The 18,947-nt window shown below is 65.1% G+C and carries 20 protein-coding genes and 2 pseudogenes; 9 read left to right on the top strand and 13 right to left on the bottom strand.

Annotated elements, in window-relative coordinates:
* Positions 1 to 26 precede the first annotated feature (26 nt).
* Together AC1Q7Q_RS09075 and msrA are read left to right on the top strand one after the other, a co-directional pair.
* Entirely contained in the window at positions 27 to 1,844 is a 1,818-nt protein-coding gene (locus AC1Q7Q_RS09075; RefSeq protein ID WP_492370511.1) for a cytochrome c biogenesis protein DipZ, read from the top strand.
* Between the two features lie 88 nt (positions 1,845 to 1,932).
* A complete protein-coding gene (msrA, locus tag AC1Q7Q_RS09070) occupies positions 1,933 to 2,673 on the top strand; it encodes a peptide-methionine (S)-S-oxide reductase MsrA (RefSeq protein WP_492370512.1) in 741 nt (246 codons plus the stop codon).
* Between the two features lie 42 nt (positions 2,674 to 2,715).
* On the opposite strand, the pseudogene eno reads toward msrA, so the two are convergent.
* Positions 2,716 to 3,015 (bottom strand): annotated as a pseudogene (gene eno, locus AC1Q7Q_RS09065) (phosphopyruvate hydratase); the annotation flags it as partial.
* Positions 3,016 to 3,091: 76 nt separating this feature from the next.
* Here eno and AC1Q7Q_RS09060 point away from each other — a divergent pair.
* Entirely contained in the window at positions 3,092 to 3,592 is a 501-nt protein-coding gene (locus tag AC1Q7Q_RS09060; protein ID WP_492370513.1) for a GAF domain-containing protein, read from the top strand.
* Here AC1Q7Q_RS09060 and AC1Q7Q_RS09055 read toward each other — a convergent pair.
* Positions 3,589 to 4,074, bottom strand: a complete 486-nt coding sequence (locus AC1Q7Q_RS09055; protein ID WP_492370514.1) for a cupin domain-containing protein — start codon at positions 4,072 to 4,074, stop codon at positions 3,589 to 3,591. The genes AC1Q7Q_RS09060 and AC1Q7Q_RS09055 overlap by 4 nt on opposite strands.
* A 213-nt stretch (positions 4,075 to 4,287) precedes the next feature.
* Here AC1Q7Q_RS09055 and AC1Q7Q_RS09050 point away from each other — a divergent pair, with 213 nt between their 5' ends.
* Positions 4,288 to 5,469, top strand: a complete 1,182-nt coding sequence (locus tag AC1Q7Q_RS09050; RefSeq protein WP_492370515.1) for an MFS transporter — start codon at positions 4,288 to 4,290, stop codon at positions 5,467 to 5,469.
* 69 nt (positions 5,470 to 5,538) lie between these two features.
* On the opposite strand, the gene AC1Q7Q_RS09045 is transcribed toward AC1Q7Q_RS09050, so the two are convergent.
* The 3 genes from AC1Q7Q_RS09045 to AC1Q7Q_RS09035 all read right to left on the bottom strand — a co-directional run bounded on the left by AC1Q7Q_RS09045 (position 5,539) and on the right by AC1Q7Q_RS09035 (position 7,974).
* Positions 5,539 to 6,540, bottom strand: a complete 1,002-nt coding sequence (locus AC1Q7Q_RS09045; protein ID WP_492370516.1) for a tripartite tricarboxylate transporter substrate binding protein — start codon at positions 6,538 to 6,540, stop codon at positions 5,539 to 5,541.
* Between the two features lie 164 nt (positions 6,541 to 6,704).
* On the bottom strand, positions 6,705 to 7,022 hold the full coding sequence (locus tag AC1Q7Q_RS09040; RefSeq protein WP_492370517.1) for a chaperone modulator CbpM: 318 nt from the start codon (positions 7,020 to 7,022) through the stop codon (positions 6,705 to 6,707).
* A gap of 4 nt (positions 7,023 to 7,026) precedes the next feature.
* Positions 7,027 to 7,974 carry a DnaJ C-terminal domain-containing protein gene (locus tag AC1Q7Q_RS09035; protein WP_492370518.1) on the bottom strand — a complete coding sequence of 316 codons (948 nt, stop codon included), beginning with the start codon at positions 7,972 to 7,974 and terminating at the stop codon, positions 7,027 to 7,029.
* Between the two features lie 186 nt (positions 7,975 to 8,160).
* On the opposite strand from AC1Q7Q_RS09035, the gene AC1Q7Q_RS09030 reads away from it, so the two are divergent.
* Together AC1Q7Q_RS09030 and AC1Q7Q_RS09025 are read left to right on the top strand one after the other, a co-directional pair.
* Positions 8,161 to 9,456 carry an NRAMP family divalent metal transporter gene (locus AC1Q7Q_RS09030; protein ID WP_492370598.1) on the top strand — a complete coding sequence of 432 codons (1,296 nt, stop codon included), beginning with the start codon at positions 8,161 to 8,163 and terminating at the stop codon, positions 9,454 to 9,456.
* A gap of 164 nt (positions 9,457 to 9,620) precedes the next feature.
* Positions 9,621 to 9,821 (top strand): annotated as a pseudogene (locus AC1Q7Q_RS09025) (PRC-barrel domain-containing protein); the annotation flags it as partial.
* A 108-nt stretch (positions 9,822 to 9,929) separates the two neighbouring features.
* On the opposite strand, the gene AC1Q7Q_RS09020 reads toward AC1Q7Q_RS09025, so the two are convergent.
* The gene (locus AC1Q7Q_RS09020; protein WP_492370519.1) at positions 9,930 to 10,145 is read right to left on the bottom strand and encodes a hypothetical protein; all 216 of its coding nucleotides are present in this window, start codon (positions 10,143 to 10,145) and stop codon (positions 9,930 to 9,932) included.
* 97 nt (positions 10,146 to 10,242) lie between these two features.
* On the opposite strand from AC1Q7Q_RS09020, the gene AC1Q7Q_RS09015 reads away from it, so the two are divergent.
* Positions 10,243 to 10,593, top strand: coding sequence for a hypothetical protein (locus AC1Q7Q_RS09015; protein WP_492370520.1), 351 nt, complete (start codon positions 10,243 to 10,245; stop codon positions 10,591 to 10,593).
* Between the two features lie 210 nt (positions 10,594 to 10,803).
* Complete coding sequence (locus AC1Q7Q_RS09010) at positions 10,804 to 11,523, top strand: Crp/Fnr family transcriptional regulator (protein ID WP_492370599.1); 720 nt, start codon at positions 10,804 to 10,806, stop codon at positions 11,521 to 11,523.
* Between the two features lie 72 nt (positions 11,524 to 11,595).
* Here the strand turns inward: AC1Q7Q_RS09010 and AC1Q7Q_RS09005 are convergent, their stop codons facing one another.
* The 3 genes from AC1Q7Q_RS09005 to AC1Q7Q_RS08995 form a co-directional block, all read right to left on the bottom strand.
* The gene (locus AC1Q7Q_RS09005; protein WP_492370521.1) at positions 11,596 to 12,897 is read right to left on the bottom strand and encodes a UDP-N-acetylglucosamine 1-carboxyvinyltransferase; all 1,302 of its coding nucleotides are present in this window, start codon (positions 12,895 to 12,897) and stop codon (positions 11,596 to 11,598) included.
* A gap of 215 nt (positions 12,898 to 13,112) precedes the next feature.
* Positions 13,113 to 13,289 (bottom strand): hypothetical protein, encoded by a 177-nt coding sequence (locus AC1Q7Q_RS09000; protein WP_492370522.1) that lies wholly within the window; start codon positions 13,287 to 13,289, stop codon positions 13,113 to 13,115.
* A 137-nt stretch (positions 13,290 to 13,426) separates the two neighbouring features.
* The gene (locus tag AC1Q7Q_RS08995) at positions 13,427 to 13,636 is read right to left on the bottom strand and encodes a DUF2188 domain-containing protein (protein WP_492370523.1); all 210 of its coding nucleotides are present in this window, start codon (positions 13,634 to 13,636) and stop codon (positions 13,427 to 13,429) included.
* Positions 13,637 to 13,776: 140 nt separating this feature from the next.
* Here AC1Q7Q_RS08995 and AC1Q7Q_RS08990 point away from each other — a divergent pair, with 140 nt between their 5' ends.
* Entirely contained in the window at positions 13,777 to 14,979 is a 1,203-nt protein-coding gene (locus AC1Q7Q_RS08990; protein ID WP_492370524.1) for a dipeptidase, read from the top strand.
* Between the two features lie 15 nt (positions 14,980 to 14,994).
* Here AC1Q7Q_RS08990 and AC1Q7Q_RS08985 read toward each other — a convergent pair whose 3' ends face one another.
* The 4 genes from AC1Q7Q_RS08985 to cyoB are packed head-to-tail and all read right to left on the bottom strand — an operon-like array spanning position 14,995 to position 18,881.
* Positions 14,995 to 15,822 carry an SURF1 family protein gene (locus AC1Q7Q_RS08985; protein WP_492370525.1) on the bottom strand — a complete coding sequence of 276 codons (828 nt, stop codon included), beginning with the start codon at positions 15,820 to 15,822 and terminating at the stop codon, positions 14,995 to 14,997.
* Positions 15,819 to 16,232: a cytochrome o ubiquinol oxidase subunit IV gene (gene cyoD, locus AC1Q7Q_RS08980; RefSeq protein ID WP_492370526.1), complete on the bottom strand. Its 414-nt coding sequence runs from the start codon at positions 16,230 to 16,232 to the stop codon at positions 15,819 to 15,821. The genes AC1Q7Q_RS08985 and cyoD overlap by 4 nt, the downstream gene beginning before the upstream one ends.
* Entirely contained in the window at positions 16,229 to 16,885 is a 657-nt protein-coding gene (cyoC, locus tag AC1Q7Q_RS08975) for a cytochrome o ubiquinol oxidase subunit III (RefSeq protein WP_492370527.1), read from the bottom strand. Before cyoC ends, cyoD begins: the two co-directional genes overlap by 4 nt.
* Complete coding sequence (cyoB, locus tag AC1Q7Q_RS08970; RefSeq protein WP_492370528.1) at positions 16,878 to 18,881, bottom strand: cytochrome o ubiquinol oxidase subunit I; 2,004 nt, start codon at positions 18,879 to 18,881, stop codon at positions 16,878 to 16,880. The genes cyoC and cyoB overlap by 8 nt, the downstream gene beginning before the upstream one ends.
* Between the last annotated feature and the right edge of the window lie 66 nt (positions 18,882 to 18,947).

Genomic DNA, 18,947 nt, shown 5'->3' with positions numbered 1-18,947 from the left:
CGACAACAACCAGACTGAAACATTCCATGTTCCTTCTTATCCTCGCCTACCTTGGTGGCGCGCTCACCATCCTCAGCCCGTGCATCCTGCCCGTGCTGCCCTTCGTGTTCTCGCGGGCCGACCAGCCCTTTGTGCGCAGCGGCCTGCCGCTGCTGGCCGGCATGGCGCTGACCTTCGCGGCGGTGGCAACGCTGGCGGCGGTGGGCGGCGGCTGGGTAACCCAGGCCAACCAGTACGGACGCTGGCTGGCCATTGCCTTGCTGGCCGTGTTCGGCCTGACGCTGCTGCTGCCGCGCCTGGCCGAGCGGCTGATGCAGCCGCTGGTAAGCGCGGGCAGCCGGCTCTCCGCGTTTGCGCAGGCCGAAGGCGGGCAGGTCCGGCCCGGCTCGTCGTTCCTGCTCGGCATTGCCACCGGCCTGCTGTGGGCGCCTTGCGCTGGCCCGATCCTCGGCCTTGTGCTGACCGGTGCGGCGCTGCGCGGCGCCAGCGTCGGCACCACGCTGCTGCTAGTGGCCTACGCGGCCGGCGCGGCCACGTCGCTGGCCGTGGCCTTGCTGATCGGCGGCCGGGTCTTTACCGCGATGAAGCGCTCGCTGGGCGCGGGGGAATGGGTCCGGCGCGGCCTTGGCGCGGCCATGTTGCTCGGCGTGGTTGCCATCGGGCTGGGGCTGGACACAGGTGTGCTGGCCCGCGTCTCGACCGTGGCCACGGGCGGCATCGAGCAGCAGTTGGTCGACAAGCTTTCCGCTAAACAGGCCGAAGCCGGCAATGGCGCGGCCATGGCCACGTCGTCCGGCGCGATGATGCGCGCCACCAGCCTCAAGACCGGCAAGACCAGCGAGAGCGCCGCCGCGGCACTCCCCGTGGAAGGCCAGCTGCCCGGGCTGGGCGGCGCCGTGGCGTGGCTGAACTCGCCGCCGCTCACGGCCGAGGCGCTGCGCGGCAAGGTGGTGCTGGTCGATTTCTGGACCTACTCGTGCATCAACTGCCTGCGCACCCTGCCCTACGTGAAGGCCTGGGCGCAGAAGTACCGCGACCAGGGGCTGGTGGTGATCGGCGTGCATGCGCCGGAGTTTGCCTTCGAGCGCAACTTCGACAACGTGAAGAAGGCCACGCGCGACCTCGGCATCGACTATCCCGTGGCGGTCGACAACAACTACGCGATCTGGCGCGCCTTCAACAACCAGTACTGGCCGGCGCACTATTTCATCGACGCGCAGGGGCAGATCCGCTTTCACCACTTCGGCGAGGGCGAGTACGCGAAATCCGAGCAGGTGATCCAGCAACTGCTGGCGCAAGCGGGCCATGCCGATGCGGCGAAAGTGGCGATGGGCGTCAGCCATGCCGATGCGCAAAGCATACAAGGCGTGCAGATGGCTGCCGACAAAGCGGAAATCCAGTCCGGCGAAACCTACCTTGGCTATGAGCGGGCGCAAAACTTCGCCTCGCCCGGCGGCGAGGCGCAAGACAAGGCGCACACTTATACCGCGCCCGCCAGCCCTGCGCTCAACGACTGGGGCCTGGCCGGCACTTGGCAGGTGGGTGCGGAGCACGCCACGCTGGCCGGCGCTTCCGGGCGGATCGTCTACCGCTTTCACGCGCGCGACCTGCATCTGGTGCTGGGGCCGGGCAAGGACGGCAAGCCAGTGCGGTTCCGGGTAAGCGTGGACGGCGGCGCGCCAGGCAGCGCGCACGGCACCGATGTGGCGGCGGATGGCAGCGGCACGGTGACCGAGCAGCGGCTATATCAACTGGTACGGCAGACGGGCAAGGTGGCCGACCGCACGTTCACGATCGAATTCCTGGACCCCGGCGTGGAGGCTTATGCCTTTACCTTCGGTTGATGCGCGCGCAAGCCGCCCTATTCCACCCATATTCCACCCATATTCCACGCATTGATTACGACACTGCAACGTTCAAGGACAGGCAATCATGACCACGCAAACATCAACCGGTTTCTCCTGGTGGACGCGCTCGTCCGCCGCAAAAATCGCTGGCCTCGTCATGCTGGCGGCGGGCCTGCTGGCCTGGCAGCGCGTGGCCAACTCGGCTGAAGACGCCGTCAAGATCCCCCCGCCCGCGCTCGATGAAAAAGCCAGCGCGGCGCCAACGGAAACGGCCGTGTTCGCCGGCGGCTGCTTCTGGGGCGTGCAAGGCGTGTTCCAGCACGTGCGCGGCGTGAAGCAGGTCACGTCCGGCTATGCCGGCGGCGCAGCCAGCACTGCCCAGTACGAGACCGTCAGCGGCGGCGGCACCGGCCATGCGGAATCGGTGCAGGTCACGTTCGACCCGGCTCAGATCAGCTACGGCCGCCTGCTGCAGATCTTCTTCTCGGTCGCGCACAACCCTACGCAGCTCAACTTCCAGGGCCCGGACCACGGCACGCAGTACCGCTCGGCGGTGTTCCCGCTCAACGCCGAGCAGCGCAGCGTGGCGCAGGCCTATATCGCGCAACTGGGCAAAGCCAACGCGTTCAAGGCACCCATCGTTACCCGCATCGAGGACTACAAAGCCTTCTACCCGGCGGAGAGCTATCACCAGAATTTCCTGACCCTCCATCCTTCGCACCCGTACATCGTCATCAACGACATGCCCAAGATCGGCTACCTGAAGCAGATGTTCCCCGACCTGTATCGCAACGACCCGGTGCTGCTGAAGGTGGCGGGCTCGTGATGGCCACGCGCTGCGCCGTATTGCGCGGTGCAGCGCCGCCGCTCAGCCCCGGCCCTTGAGGATTGCGCTGCCGGCGTAGCGCGCCTGCGCCCCCAGCGTGCGCTCGATGCGGATCAACTGGTTGTACTTCGCGGTGCGATCCGCGCGGGAGATGGACCCCGTCTTGATCTGGCCGCACCGGGTCGCCACCGCAAGGTCCGCGATGCTCAAGTCCTCGGTCTCGCCCGAGCGATGCGACATCACCGCCCTGTACCCGGCCGCGTGCGCCACGCCCACGGTATCGAGCATCTCGCTCAGGGTGCCGATCTGGTTGGGCTTGACCAGGATGGCGTTGGCGATGCCACCCGCGCGCAGGTTTCGGTTTGGGATTAGGATCTCGGCTTCGACCCCGCAATGACAAGGCCACCGGACCCGCACCATGTTTCAGCTATCCAGCGACACCGCCCCACTCTCCAAGGCCGCGCAATATGAAGAACTGGCCGCACAGGCACGCTCCCTGCTGGCGGACGAGACTGACCGCATCGCCAATGCCGCCAACTTTTCGGCGCTGGTTTACCACGCGCTGAAGGATCTCAACTGGGCGGGCTTCTACTTCTACGACGGCACCGAACTGGTAGTGGGGCCATTCCAGGGCAAGCCCGCCTGCGTGCGGATCGGCCTGGGCAAGGGTGTCTGCGGCACTGCGGCGCAAACCCGCAGCACGCAGGTCGTGCGGGACGTGCATGCATTTGCCGGCCATATCGCCTGCGACGCGGCCTCCGAATCGGAAATCGTCGTGCCGCTGATCGCTGCTGACGGCACGCTCATCGGCGTGTGGGACGTGGACAGCCCCGTGATTGCCCGCTTCGATGACGAAGACGCGGCGGGCATGGAAGCACTGTGCCGGGTGTTTGTGGAGATGGGCTGGACGCAGGCCTAGGCAATGGATTGCGCTTGACCCGGTGCCGCCGGTGGTGCCGCCGGTGGTGCCGCCGGTATGAGCCCGTAGCGGGACATGACCGCAACCAGCGCCGCGCGGTCGGGTGGCGCGCCGGCATTGACAACATCGGCGACGTCGCGGAAGTACTGGGCCCCGATGTCCGGCGTGAGAACAACCAGTGCGCGAGCCACATCGCCGTGCGGGTTACTGAACTGATGCACCGATCCGCGCGGGGTATGCACCCACTCTCCCGGCGCCAGGTCTCGGGCCACCCCGTCGACAGCGTACCGAAGCCTGCCCGCCAGCACATAGACGCACTCTTCGTTGTGCGTGTGGCTGTGCGCTGGCGGCACCTGCGAGCCGGGCGGCACCGTCAATTCGAATACGCCCATCCCACCCGTTGCGGCGCCATCGATCAGGTATTGGATGTGCAATTGACCCACCTGGATCGAATCGCCCGGGGTCCCGCCATCAAGCGCCATTTTCAGTCTCCCACCAATTCAAAGAACCGCTCGCCCGTGCCGCTATTGCGATTCTAGGTCAGCGTGGATGCTTGCGACAGGACCATCGCCGAACGGGAAGCGGGAGGCGGGCGGCGCAATGGCTTGCACTGCGCCCACTCTGGCACGATGATGCATGCTGCGCATTCCCCCGACCTATCGCAGCTTTCCCTCCAAGCCACCCGGCCTTTACCCGTGACCGCCCACGCCCAACCCTCCCGGAACGCCATCGCGTCGTTCTATTTCTACTACGTCGCGCTGTATGCCCCGGTTGCGATCACCATCAGCTTCTTCCCCCTCTGGATCCGAGCCCAGGGCCTGAGCGAGCAGCAGACCGGGATGGTGCTGGCGCTCGGCGCCGCGCTGGCAGTGCTGGTCAATCCGGCCGTGGGCGCCATGGCGGACCAGTACCGCAGTCGCAAGGTGATCCTGCTGGCGCTGGTGGCCAGTTCCGCGCTGAGCGCCGGGCTGCTGTTCAGCGCGCAGGGCTTCATCGGCGTGCTGCTGGTCTTCCTGGCCGTCAAGGCCTGCTCGGCGGGCCTGATACCGCTGAGCGAATCCATGGCGCTGGCCGGCATGCCGCGCTATGGCTTTGACTTTGGCCGCTTGCGCAGCGCCGGGTCGATGTCGGTGGTGGCCATGTCGATCGTGCTTGGCTGGCTGGTGGATCGCGCGGGGACCGAGGTGATCGCGATCGTGTTCGTGGCGGCGTACCTGGCACAGGGCCTGCTGGCGCTGGCGCTGCCCAACGACACGCTGGCGGCGCGCCATGCGGTGAAAGCGCCGTTGCAACAGGTGCTGCGGCTGCCCGGCTTCTCGCTGTTCCTGGCCAGCGCCGCGCTGTCGCAAGCGTGCCACGGCTTCTTCTACAGCTACAGCGCGCTGTACTGGAAAAGCGTGGGGTTCCCGGCATCGACCATCGGCTACCTGTGGGCGCTGGGCGTGATCGCGGAGATCACGGCGTTCGCCTTCGGCTCGCGGCTGCTGGCGCGGGTATCGGCGCCAGCGCTGATCGCGCTGGCCTGCGCGGCGGGCATCCTGCGCTGGTCGATGATCGGCCTGGCCGAGAGCGCCGGGGTGGCCATGCTGGCGCAACTGCTGCAGGGCGCCACGCTAGGCTTCACGCAACTGGGCGCGGCGCAGTACATCCGCACCCGCGTGCCGGCGCAGGTCATCTCCAGCGGCACGGGCCTTTACTCGGCCTGTGCCGGCTTGCTGACGGCGGTCTGCGTGTTCCTGGGCAGCTACCTGTTTGCCAGCGTGGGCGGCCGCGCCTTCTTGCTCACGGCTGCGCTTTGCGGCGCGGGCCTTGCGGCGGCGCTTGCCCTGCAAGCGCATGAGGCACGCCAGGCGAGCATGGCGCAATGGCGTACGTAATGGCGCACGTAATGGCGTACGTAATGGAGCACGTAACGGCGGGCATAACGCCGCGATGCGCGCCGGCGCCTACTCGGCCCGGATGTCCGCCACCTTGGCGACCTTCCTCCAGCGCTCCACCTCGGACGCAATGAAAGCGGCGAACTCAGCCGGCTTCATCACCGCCGGCTCCGCGCCTTCCTTGAGCAGGAACGCCTTCATGTCCTGCGACTGGACGATCTTGCCGATCTCACCATTGAGCTTGTCCACCAGGGCTTGCGGCGTGCCGGCAGGCGCCAGTATGCCCCACCACAATTCCACGGCACTGCCTTTGTAGCCGGCCTGCTCCAGCGGCACCAGATCCGGCGCCACGGGCGAGCGCTCGGCCGTGGTAACGGCCAGCGCCCTGACCCGCCCGCTCTTGACCTGTGAGAGGATGGATGGCGCGCTGGCCACCATCATCTGGATCTGGCCGCCTACCATGTCGGTCACAGCCGGCGAGATACCCTTGTATGGGACATGGGTCAGCTTGATATCGGCCGCGTCCGCGAACAGTTCGCTGGCGAACTGGTTGATGCTGCCCGCCCCCGAAGTCCCGTAGTTGAGCTTGCCCGGATTGGCCTTTGCGTTGGCCACCAGATCGGCCACCGACTTGAACGGCGAATTGGCGGACACCGTCACCAGCAAGGGGCCTTTGGCGAGCATACCCACGGGCTTGAAGCTCTTCACTGCGTCATAAGGCAGGTTGGTCCGGATGGCCGCCCCTGTCGTGAAGGTCGACGTCACCATCAGCAAGGCGTAGCCGTCCGCCGGCGCCCTCGCGACATAGGTACCCGCAATGACCCCGCCACCCGCTGGCTTGTTCTCGACCAGCACGGGTTGCCCCAATGCGTCCTGCAGATGCTTGCCGATGGCACGCGCGAAGAGATCGACAGAGCCGCCCGGCGCACTGCCGACGACGAGGCTGATCGGCTTGGAGGGGTAAGGAGCGGCTTGCGCAAGGGCCGGTGCGGGAAGGCAAACGGTTGCCAACGCCGCCAGTACGAACCTGCTGCGGTTGGCCGCGCGCGTGGTCAATGTAGTAAATGACATCCATGTCTCCTCGGTTGATGCCTGTTGGTATGGCCGCGGGAACCTGAACGCCACGTGCCGCGTGGGCGGATTCTTCTCTGCCGGACCGATTGCGTCCAGCTTATTTTTTCTATCCTTTCAGAAGAAAAAGTAATCAATTAACTGGGAGTGCGAAGCACTCCTCTTCAAGCCAGGTTCGCCCGCCGCAGCTTTGCCCTTAACGTCTCGATCTCGTCCAGCAGGTCGAGCACGACGGCCGCGCCGGCCACCCCGAGCTCCAGGTCGCGCGCGAGCCGCAGCGCCGTGCGGGCACGCTTGAGCGTGGCGCCGTCGAAACGCCAGTGCGGCGCGTCCTCTCCGCGCGGCGTGAGCACGCCCTCCTCCACCAGCGCCACCACCTGTCCAATGTCGGCATGACAGGCCACGCTCAGCTCCACCAGAGTAAACTGCACCTCTTCTTCGACAAGGACGCCATGCAGCATCGATATGCCTTGATCGCTCATCGCATCAAGCCTCCAGTGAACGGCGCGGGGCAAAACCGCTAAAGGTCTTGGCCATTTCCCGGTACGCGTCATTGGCCTTTTCCGTGTCCGCGGGCGGCAAGACGATCGACAGCACCGCGTACAGGTCGCCGGGCGGCGTGCTGGGCAGGCCCTTGCCCTTGAGGCGCAGCTTGCGGCCTGCCGACGAGCCCGGCGGCACGCTGAGTTGCACGCTGCCGTCCGGCGTGGGGATGCCGACGCTGGCGCCCAAGGCGGCTTCCCATGGGGCCACGGGCAGGTCGAGGTAGACGTCGCGATCGACTACGCGGAACAGCGGGTGCGGCGCGATCTCGATTTCGAGATAGAGGTCGCCGGCGGGAGCGTCTCCAAGTCCGGGGCCGCCCTGGCCTGCAAGCCGAAGATGCTGTCCACTGCGAATGCCTTTGGGAATATTGACTTCCAGCTGCCGCTCCTGCAGTCGCACGTGCCCGCTGGCGTCTGCCTGGGGCGCGCGCAGCGTGATGGTGCGGCGCCCGCCCCGGTAGACGTCCTGCAGATCGATCTGCACCTTGGCATGGTGATCGCCCCCTGCCATGCGGGCAGCGCCTCGCCCGCCGCGAGACTGCGCATGCCTGGCGCCGAAGAGCGACTCGAAGAAGTCGCTGCGATCCAGGTCTTGCTCGAAATCCGCCTCGCCGCCGCTGTATTCGAAGCCGCTATCCCATCCCGGCGGCGGGGTGAACTCGCGGCCGCTCTTGTACCGCGCCCCCACGTCGTCGTAAGCGGCGCGCTTCTCCTCGTCTTTCAGTGCCACATACGCCTCGGCCACATCCTTGAAGCGAGCCTCCGCATCCGGCTCCTTGCTGACGTCCGGGTGATACTTGCGCGCCAGCTTGCGGTAGGCGCGCTTGATGTCATCCTGCGTGGCCGTGGGCTCCACCCCGAGCATCGCGTAGTAATCCTTGTACTCCATGAATGCCCCCGGGCAACTGGCGTGCGGAACGCGCACGGCGCTTGGCGAATGATGCGCTCGACCTGCGGCTCTCAGTATAGGCAAAGGCACGGGCATGCGGTTCGCCCTGCGCGCGCTGTCCGCACACGTATCCATAACGTGGCGTGCGCAACTGCGGAACCTGCTATGTTAGCGGCAAGCCAGCTAATGGAGGCATCGGTGAAAGATGTGGCATCCGCCCCGCAAGACGCTGAACAATCATGGCTCGGCAAGCTCGGCCCGGGCTTGATCACCGGCGCGGCGGACGACGATCCCAGCGGCATCGCCACTTATTCGCAAGCGGGCGCGCAGTTTGGCTTCAACATGTTGTGGACGGTGCTGCTCACCTACCCGTTGATGGTGGGCATCCAGGTGGTGAGCGCCAGGATCGGGCGGGTGAGCGGCCATGGGCTGGCCACCAATATCCGCAGGCATTACCCCGCGTGGCTCCTGTATGCCGTGGTCAGCCTCTTGCTGGTTGCCAACACGATCAATATTGCGGCCGACGTCTCGGCCATGGGCGAGGCGCTGCGGCTGATCGTGGGCGGGCCGGCCCAGCTTTATGCCGTGGTGTTCGGCATGATCTCATTGCTGCTGCAGGTGTTCGTGCCCTACCGGCGCTATGTCCGCTTGCTGAAATGGCTCACGCTGGCCTTGCTGGCCTACGTGGCCACGGCGTTTGTCGTGCATATCCCGTGGTCGCAGGTGCTGTCGAAGGCGCTGCTGCCGCATATGTCCTGGAAGCCCGAGTATGTCACGACCGTGGTGGCGGTGTTCGGCACCACCATCAGCCCCTACCTGTTCTTCTGGCAGGCATCGCAGGAAGTCGAGGATCAGCTCGCCAACCCCCAGGCCCGGCCCCTGATCAATGCGCCCTGGCAGGCGCAATCCAATTTGCGGCGCATCAAGATCGATACCTATGTCGGCATGGGTTTCTCGAACCTGGTGGCGTTTTTCATCATCCTGACGACAGCGGTGACGCTCAACCTGCATGGCGTCACCGATATCCAGACCTCGGCACAGGCAGCCACCGCGCTGCGCCCGATTGCCGGCGATTTCGCCTTCATGCTGTTCAGTGCCGGCATCATCGGCACCGGCTTGCTGGCGATTCCCGTGCTGGGCGGATCCTCCGCCTATGCCATGGCGGGCGCCTTCAAATGGAAAAACAGCCTGGAGCGCACGCCGATGACGGCAAAGGCCTTCTACGGCATCATCGCCGTCTCCACCCTGATCGGCATCGCGCTGGGCTTTACCGCGATCGACCCGATCAAGGCGTTGTACTGGAGCGCCGTCATCAACGGCGTGATCTCCGTGCCGATCATGGCGGTGACGATGCTGATGGCGGCGCGCACCGACATCATGGGCGAGTTCGTCGTCAGCACAAGGCTGAAGGTGCTGGGGTGGCTCGCCACGCTGATGATGGCCTTGGCTGTCTGCGCGATGCTGGTGACCATGCGCGCCTGAGCCACGCTTGAGCGGCGCCTGTCCAGCAAGTGCTTGCGCAAAGCGAAGTGCGATGAAAGACATCTCCGTGTCCGCCATCGTACCGACGCCATGGCCGATCCATGTCGTTGATCAATCCCACCCATGAGCCGGTTGGCGATGCTATGAGCGACATCGGCCGCGGCGGCGACAAGCTTGGCAAAGTTGACCACATCATGCTGGACGTACCGGGCGGGCGCATCGCCTATGCGGTGCTGTCCTTTGGCGGATTCCTCGGCATGGGCGGAAAGCTCTTCGCCGTGCCCTGGTCCGCGCTCACGCTCGACGTCCAGTGCAAGAGCTTTGTGCTGGGCATCGAGAAAGAAGTGCTAGAGGCCGGGCCGGGCCGCAAGGCGCCATGGATTGAACGCGGAAAGCGCATCGCTGCGCGCGGGAACTTCCAGCACGCAGCGAGGGCGGTGCCAGGCGACATTCAGCCTTGGATCCAGCCTTGATTACGGCGGCTGAACAAGACTCGCCAGGAAGCGCCAGCGGAGAAAGCCAACTGCATTTGCGCCGGCTCGATCGGCCATGCGCCGGACGTCGCGGACAGATTTGGCGGCCTGGATGTGGATCTGGACTGGGGAAAGGTGCTGTCCGTGGGAGTCGCGAAGCAGGATCGCATCGAAAAGAAGAATGCCGACCTGATCTTCCGGAACCGGCAGCAGCATGCGTCGATGAAGAACTGAAGCCCCGGGCCCGGACGGCAGGCGCAGGTACAAGCAACGCGGCAAGGTTCGGGCTTTCGCTCAAGAACAGGAGAGCAAGATGAACACCTCAACAACGCGCTCGCGCTGGATGCGCGCGGCGACCATGAAGGCCACCGCGGCATTCGGCCTGGCGCTGGCACTCGGCGTCGTGTCGACGGCACCGGCCCTCGGCGACGACCACCATTTCGGCCGGAACCAAGGCAACCAGCATGCTTCGTCCCATCAGGGACACAACGGCAACGGGCAGGGCAACCAACACTACGATCACTCCCGTGACCATCACAACTATCGCGGCTATCGCGGCAACTACCATGACAACCAGCGCTATATCTACGCGCCACCGCCGGTAGCTTACGTGCCCCAGCCGGCGCCCGGCATCAGCCTGTTCTTCCCCCTGCAAATCCGCTAGCCAGGCAAGGCACGGGCAAGCGGCAAACCTCCCGGGCAACGAATACGTTGCCCGGACGCCCGCTGCCAGCGCCTTTGATCTCCCACATTGCTGACCTATATTTTTTTTGCAGGTGGCTCCGGGATCGTCCCGGGGTTCTCACTTGCGCGGCTGGCGCAAATTGCCTGGCACATAACCCTCATAACCCAACTCAGCATTGGGAGGCAAAAGATGACATCCACCCACGATCCGAGGGCCAATCATCTCCTTGCCGTATTGCCCGAAGGGGAGTGGTTGCGTCTTGCACCACACCTGATCCTGACCGAGCTGCCCCTGGGCCATGTGGTGTATGAGTCGGGTGACCAGCTCGGCTATGTGTATTTCCCGACCACGTCGATCGTCTCCCTGCTCTACGTGATGGAGGACGGCGCCTCCGCCGAGATCGCCGTCGTCGGCAATGAGGGCATTGTCGGCATTGCCTTGTTCATGGGCGGCGAGACAACGCCCAGCCGGGCCATCGTGCAAAGTGCCGGCCATGGCTATCGCCTGAGTGCCAAAGTGCTGAAGCAGGAATTCACGCGCGGCGGCCCCATCCAGCATTTGCTGCTGCGATACACGCAGGCGCTGATCACCCAGATGGCCCAGACCGCGGTTTGCAACCGGCATCACTCCATTGAGCAGCAACTCTGCCGCTGGCTGCTGTTGAGCATCGACCGGCTGCCGTCCAATGAACTGACGATGACGCAGGAGCTGATTTCGAACATGCTTGGCGTGCGCCGTTCCGGCGTGACCGAAGCGGCCTTGAAACTCCAGAGCGCCGGCCTGATCCAATACAGCCATGGCCATATCGCGGTGCTCGACCGGCCAGCGCTGGAAAAGCATGCTTGCGAATGCTACGCGGTGGTCAAGCGTGAGTTCGACCGCCTGTTGCCTGCCACGCCGGCGACCTGAACCTCGCCACACCAGCGGTTGGCAGCCATTAGTAGTCGCTGCCAGCCGCCGGTAGCCGGAAGCTGGTAGCCGTTACTCCTCGCTGGTCCACTCCACCTCGACGCCAAGGCTGCGCAGGTTCTCGACAAAGCGCGGATGGGCCCGGCGGATGGGCGCGGCGTTGCGGATCTCCGAGCGGCCGTCGATGCTCGCGGCCACCATGAGCAAGGCGATGGCCACGCGGATGATGTACGGGCTTTCCACCACCGCCGGCGTCAGGGGATTGCCACCAAAGGTGATGAGCCGGTGCGGGTCGGACGAGAACACATGGGCGCCGAACTTCGACAGCTCGCCGGTCCAGCCCAGCGCGCCGTCGTACACCTTGTTCCAGAACATGGCGTTGCCCTGCGCGCGCACGCCCAGCGCGATGAAGATGGGCAGCAGGTCAACCGGGAAGTAAGGCCACGGCGCAGCCTCGACCTTGGTCAGCACGTTGCTGGTAAACGGCGTCTGCACTTTCAGGGGGCCAGCGCTGGTGGCGCGGGACCAGCCATCTTCGTGCGTGATCTGCACCCCAAACTTGGCGAAGGTGCGGTCGATCAGCGGGAAATTCCCCGGCGCGCTGTTGCGCACCACGACATCGCCGCCGGTGATGGCGCCCAGCGCCAGGAAGGTGGTGATCTCGTGAAAATCCTCGTCGAAGGTAAAGTCGCCCCCCTTGAGCTTGTTGCCGCCATGCACCGTCAGGCGCGAGGTGCCCATGCCTTCGATGCGCGCGCCCATCATCGCCATGAAGCGGCAGAATTCCTGCACATGGGGCTCCGATGCAGCATTGGTGAGCGTGGAGGTGCCACCCGCGGCGGCGGCGCACAGCACGAAGTTCTCCGTGGTGGTGACCGATGCATAGTCGAGCCAGTGGTCGATGGGCGTCAGCTGGCCGGCGCTGCGCACCAGCAGCGATCCGTCGGCGCGCTCCACCTCGCCACCAAAGCGGCGGAAGACATCGACGTGCGGATCGATCTCGCGCACGCCAAGCGTGCAACCCTTGACGTTGTCCTCCAGCCGGGCCACGCCGAAGCGGGCAAGCAGCGGCGGCACCAGCATGATGGACGAGCGCATCTCTTCCGGCAGGCGATGGCGGGCCGCGTCGAACACGGTCTCCTGATGGTGCAGCGACAGCGTGCCGCTTGCGTCATCCATATGCACCTTGCTGCCCAGCGCGCGGAAGATGTCGAGAATCTTGCGCACATCGGTGATGTCGGGCACGCCGTGCAGGCGCAAGGGCTCATCGGTCAGAAGCGTGGCGCAGAGCACAGGAAGCACTGCATTCTTGTTGGCGGAAGGGGTAATACGCCCCCGGAGCGGCTTGCCGCCGTGCACGATGAGATTGGACATGGGATGGGATATTGCGAGACGAGCCCGGACAGGATGGAACAACGCCCAGCATTGTACTTGCACTGCGAAGGGCAAGGATGCCGCCCTGGCAGCGCTCACAGATGACGTTCTCGGAAAAAGACCCGGTTCGAGAAACTGCCGCAGTGAAAAGTCCTCACGTGTTTCTTATCCTGGCAAAGCGTATTGACAAGGTGACGAGGCCTGCGCCAGTGCCACTAGTGCGCCAGCAGCGGCTGGCCGGACGTGTTCGCCAGATCGGCGGGTTGCTGGCTCTGCGGGTCGCGTTCGCCCGGCTGCGTGGTCTTGCGGCCTTCTCCCTGCTGCTCGATATGGCCGCGGGCGCGGGGCTTGGCCTGCTGTCTGGCATCAGGCCCGGCGTTCTCAACTGTCATCGTCGATCTCCTGTGTTGTGAAGGCCGCGGACCCTCTGGGCAATGCATATCCCCGCAAAATATGTGCCCGGCGTGGCGCAACGGCACAGAGAGCGTTCGGGAAAATGCGGCACTAGCCGGGCGAGTACTTCATCCCGCTATGGGAACGTGGGAGCGCAGGCTTGTACGCATGCGCAGACGCCGTCTTCGTCCCGAATCACCAGAGACACCCCTCGCCTGGCGGCCATCAGGGCGCCGATGCTTGCTGCTTCCTCCCGCGTTTCATACTCAAGGATCGCGGTGGCGGCGCCGTCGACCTTCAATGCCCAGCCCCCGCGTGCGGGGAGCACTACAAAATCGCCAAGCATCTGTTTCTCCGGCTGCGGGCGTTACACCAAGGTTAGGCAGCGCGCAGGCCCTGGGCAATGGGATGGCGTCCTACAAGCGGCGCGCCTGGGGCACTTGGCGCCGCGATATCATGGTGGGTGCAAAAACGCGTGGAGCGACAATGCAGATTGACTGGACGACGATCCGTCGGGGCGATGCCGATGCGCCGCCTGGGCAGGCACCGGGCAGCATCAGCCGCCGCGCGTTCCTGGCGTCAGGTGCTGCACTGGCGCTAGCCGCCTGTGCACAGGGACGCTTTGCCGGCGACACCCAGCTGCAGGGTTCAGCCGGCACCAAGGCCGCAAAAGACGCTAACAACGTCAAAGACGCCGCCCCCTGGAAGCCCTCCCCTACCGCGCTGGTCATCGACATGCACAGCCATGCCGGGCGCGTGATCGTGTCGCGCGATCCCGCCATCGGCGCGGACCGGCCCTTTCTTCCGCTGGCCGCGCCGATGCGCGCGGGCGGCGTGAACGTGATCTGCCTGGCAATCGTGACGGATACCATCGTCACGCGCGTGTCCGCCGATCGCACGCGCTTCGAATCCTGGCGAACCCCATCCGAAGGCGAGCTCTACGCGCTTGGCGTGGCCGAATTCGCGCGCGCGCACAAGCTGGTGGAGCGTGAGCAGATGCAAGTGGTGACCGACGCGGCTACGCTGGCCACACGGTGGCCGGCCGGGCCGTGCGTGATCATCGCGTCGGAAGGCGCGGACTTTCTGGAAGGCAGGCTGGAGCGCGTGGACGAAGCGTACGGCATGCACCAGTTGCGGCACCTGCAGCTCACGCACTACCGCGTCAACGAGCTGGGCGACATCCAGACGGAGGCGCCGGTGCACGGGGGCCTGACGGATTTCGGCGCGGATGTAGTGCGGCGCTGCAATGCCTTGGGCATCGTCGTCGATGTCGCGCACGGCACCTATGACCTCGTCAAGCGTGCCGCCGCCATCTCCACCAAGCCACTGGTGATTTCGCACTCCGCGCTGGCCACGCGCCCCGGCTTGCGCAGCCGGCTGATCACGCCCGACCACGCGCGCGTGATCGCGGGCACCGGTGGCGTGATCGGGGTCTGGCCCAGCGCGGGCACCTTCCGCGACCTGACCGCAATGGCGCTTGGCTTCAAGCGGATGGCCGACGTGGTTGGCGTGGATCATGTGGGCTTGGGCACGGACATGCTCGGTTTCATCACGCCGCCGGTATTGCGCGCCTACGACCAGTTGCCAGCGCTAGCCGCCGCGCTGCTGGCGGCGGGCTTCACGCACGAGGAAGTGGGCAAGCTACTCGGCGGCAATTACCGCCGGGTATTCGAAGCATCCGTCGGCTAGCGCCGGCGTGCGCGCCTACCGCGTACGCTGTCCCGGCTTGCCTTCACCCTGCGTATCACCGGCGCGCGACCGGCGATACGCCTCCCGCCCGGCGTAGACGGCACCAGCGGCAAACATCAGCGCCAGTGCAAACCAGGTGATCGCATAAACGAGGTGGTTGTTGTTGAACGTGATTACAGTCAGCCCGCCCACCGGCCAGGTGCGCTTGCTGGCGTCCCCGAGCGGCACAGCCGCGTCTGCATCGATGAAGTAAGGCGCCACGTTGCGCAGGCCGCGCGCGGCAGCAATGGCCGGCACATCGCGCGCGTACCAGCGCCCGGCCGCCGGATCGTTGGTGCGCAGAAAGCCGTTGCCTGGCTCGCTAAAGCGCAACAGGCCAGTGACGGTGGTCTCGCCGGTGGGGTCGCCCCCGCCGCGCTTGGCGCGCTCGCTCAGCTCAGGCGGCACAAAGCCACGGTTGACCAGCACCACATTGCCGTCCGCCGTGCGCAACGGCGTCACCACCCAGAAGCCGCCACCCAGCTCTGTGACGGCCTGCACCAGGGTCTCGCTGTCGTTCAGGAAGGTGCCGGTGAGCCGCACGCGGCGGTACTCGTCGGCGGCCTTGGTGAGCCGCGGCCACTGATCGGCGCTGGGCGCGGCCGTGGCGGGAGCATGCACACGCGCGTTCACGCGTTCGATGAGGTCGAGCTTCCACGCGCGGCGTTCGACTTGCCAGACGCCAAGCGAAAGCAGCCCGGCTACCGCCACGATGGCGAGCAGGGCAAACGCCACAAGCGCGCCGGTGGCGCGCTTGCGGGAAGGCGGGTTGGATTGGGCTACGCCCTGCTGCCGGGCCGTCAAGGCAGGTTCTTCATGTCGTGCATTGGCATCATGTTCTGGTCGAGGTGGAACATTACCCAAAGCGAGCCGCTCAGCGCGATGACCACCAGCACGATCGTGAAGATCAACGCCAGCATGGTCCATCCGCCCTCGGATCTCGCATTCATATGCAGGAAATATATCATGTGGACGACGATCTGCACCGCGGCGCAGCCCAGCAGGAACAACGCTGTGGTGCTGGATTTATCGAAAACCTTGGCCATCACCAGCCAGAACGGGATCGCCGTGAGGACCACCGCGAGCACGAAGCCCGTCATGTAACCCTTGAAGGTGCTATGGCTGACCTCGCCATCGTGTCCGTGGCCATGGTCGTCATGGCCATGGCCGTGGCCATGGGGATCGCCTGCAAGGGCATTGTCATGCGCGTTCATGGCAGCACTCCCATCAGGTAGACGAAGGTAAACACACCGATCCAGACCACATCCAGAAAGTGCCAGAACATGGACAGGCACATCAGGCGGCGCTTGTTCTCGGGGATCAGCCCGTGCTGCCCCACCTGCACCATCAGCGTGATGAGCCAGACGATGCCGACCGTCACGTGCAGCCCGTGGGTGCCCACCAGCGTGAAGAACGAGGACAAAAAGGCGCTGCGCTGCGGCCCCGCGCCGTCGTGGACGAGGTGCGCGAACTCGTAGAGCTCCAGGCTGATGAACGCCGCGCCCAGCAGGCCAGTGATGCCGAGCCAGATCAGGGTGGTGCGCACCTGCGCCTTCTGCATCTCCAGCACGGCAAAGCCGTAGGTGATCGACGACAAAAGCAGCATGGTGGTGTTCAGCGCCACCAGCGGCAGCTCGAACAGCTCGGCGCCCGTGGGGCCGCCGGCGTAGCGCCGCCCCACCACGCCGTACACGGCAAACAGGCTGGCGAAGATGAGGCAGTCGCTCATCAGGTACAGCCAGAATCCGAGCAACGTGCCGTTCTGCGCATGCACCTCGCTGGTCGCGTAGAAACGCAGCTCGCTCTGGCGCGTGGTGTCCGGCATGCGCACGTCGCCGGGGCCGTAGGGGGCGGTGGTATCAACCATGGCTGGCAAGCAGGCGTGTGCGCTCTGCCTCGGTGCGGACGACGTCGTCGGCTGGGACGTAGTAATCGCGCTTGTAGTTGAAGGTATGGCCGATCGCCACGACCAGGATGGCAGCGAAGGACACGATCACAAACAGCCACATGTGCCAGATCAAGGCGAAGCCGAGCACGGTGCTTAACCCAGCCAGGATGATGCCCGCGCTGGTGTTCTTCGGCATGTGGATCGGGATAAAGCCGTGCTGTGGCCGCTGGTATTGGTGCTCTTTCATCTGCCACCACGCGTCGTTGTCATGGATGATCGGGGTAAAGGCAAAGTTGTATTGCGGCGGTGGCGAGGAGGTCGACCACTCCAGCGTGCGGCCGTCCCACGGATCGCCCGTGGTGTCGCGCAGGGCTTCGCGCCGGCGGTAGCTGACCACCAGCTGGATCAGGAAGCAGCCGATGCCTAGCGCGATCAGGAACGCGCCGAATGCCGCCAGCTGGAACCAGATCTGCAGGGACGCATCCTCGAAGTGGCTCATGCGGCGGGTCACGCCCATCAGCCCGAGCACATAGAGCGGCATGAAGGCAACGTAGAAGCCAACCAGCCAGAACCAGAACGAGCATTTTCCCCAGAACGGATCCAGCCGGTAGCCGAAGGCCTTGGGAAACCAGTAGGTGATGCCGGCCATCAACCCGAACAGCACGCCGCCAATGATCACGTTATGGAAGTGCGCAATCAGGAAGAGGCTGTTGTGCAAGGAGAAATCCGCCGGCGGCACGGCGAGCAGCACGCCGGTCATGCCGCCGATCACGAAGGTGACCATGAAGCCGATGGTCCAGAGCATCGGCACCTCGAAGCGGATGCGCCCGTGGTACATGGTGAACAGCCAGTTGAACATCTTGGCCCCGGTCGGGATCGAGATGATCATGGTGGTGATGCCGAAGAACGAATTGACGCTGGCGCCCGAGCCCATGGTGAAGAAATGGTGCAGCCAGACCAGGTAGGAGAGCACCGTGATCACCACCGTGGCGTACACCATCGACGCGTAGCCGAACAAGCGCTTGCGGCAGAACGTGGAAACCACTTCCGAGAAGATGCCGAACGCGGGCAGCACAAGGATGTACACCTCCGGGTGGCCCCAGATCCAGATCAGGTTCACGTACATCATGGCGTTGCCGCCAAGATCGTTGGTGAAGAAGTTGGTGCCTGCGTAGCGGTCGAGCGCCAGCAGGGCCAGCACGGCGGTGAGCACCGGGAAAGCGGCGATGATCAGCACGTTGGTGCACAGCGCGGTCCAGGTGAACACCGGCATCTTCATCATGGTCATGCCGGGCGCGCGCATCTTGACGATGGTCACGAGCAGGTTGATGCCCGATAACAACGTGCCCAGCCCGGCAACCTGCAAGGACCAGATGTAATAGTCCACGCCCACGTCCGGACTCTGCAGCACGCCCGACAGCGGTGGATACGCCAGCCAGCCGGTGCGCGCGAACTCGCCGACGAACAACGACATCATCACCAGCACGGCGCCGCCAACCGTCATCCAGAAGCTGAAGTTGTTGAGAAAGGGAAAGGCAACGTCGCGCGCGCCGATCTGCAACGGCACGACAAAATTCATGAGCCCGGTGACCAGCGGCATGGCCACGAAGAAGATCATGATCACGCCGTGCGCGGTAAAGACCTGGTCATAGTGGTGCGGCGGCAGGTAGCCCAGCGAATCGCCAAAGGAAACCGATTGCTGCAACCGCATCATGACCGCATCGGCAAAGCCGCGCAGCAGCATGACGATGCCTAGCACGACATACATGATGCCGATCTTCTTGTGGTCGATGCTGGTGAACCACTCGCGCCAGAGGTAGCCCCACGCTCGCAGGTAGGTCAGTGCGCCAACCAGCGCCAGCCCCCCGATCGCGACGGCCGCGAAGGTCGCCAGCAGGATGGGCTCGTGATAGGGGATTGCCTCCCAGGTGAGGCGGCCGAATACCAGTTGCGTCAGGTCGAGGTGCTCGGGCATTGTGTCACCAGGGCCGCAAGGGCGTTGTTTCAGGAATCGGGGAGCAGCGGGTCATTGTTGCCACAT

The sequence above is a fragment of the Cupriavidus sp. GW823-FHT07A04 genome (assembly GCF_058794615.1).
This window is presented reverse-complemented; position numbering and strand designations above follow the sequence as displayed.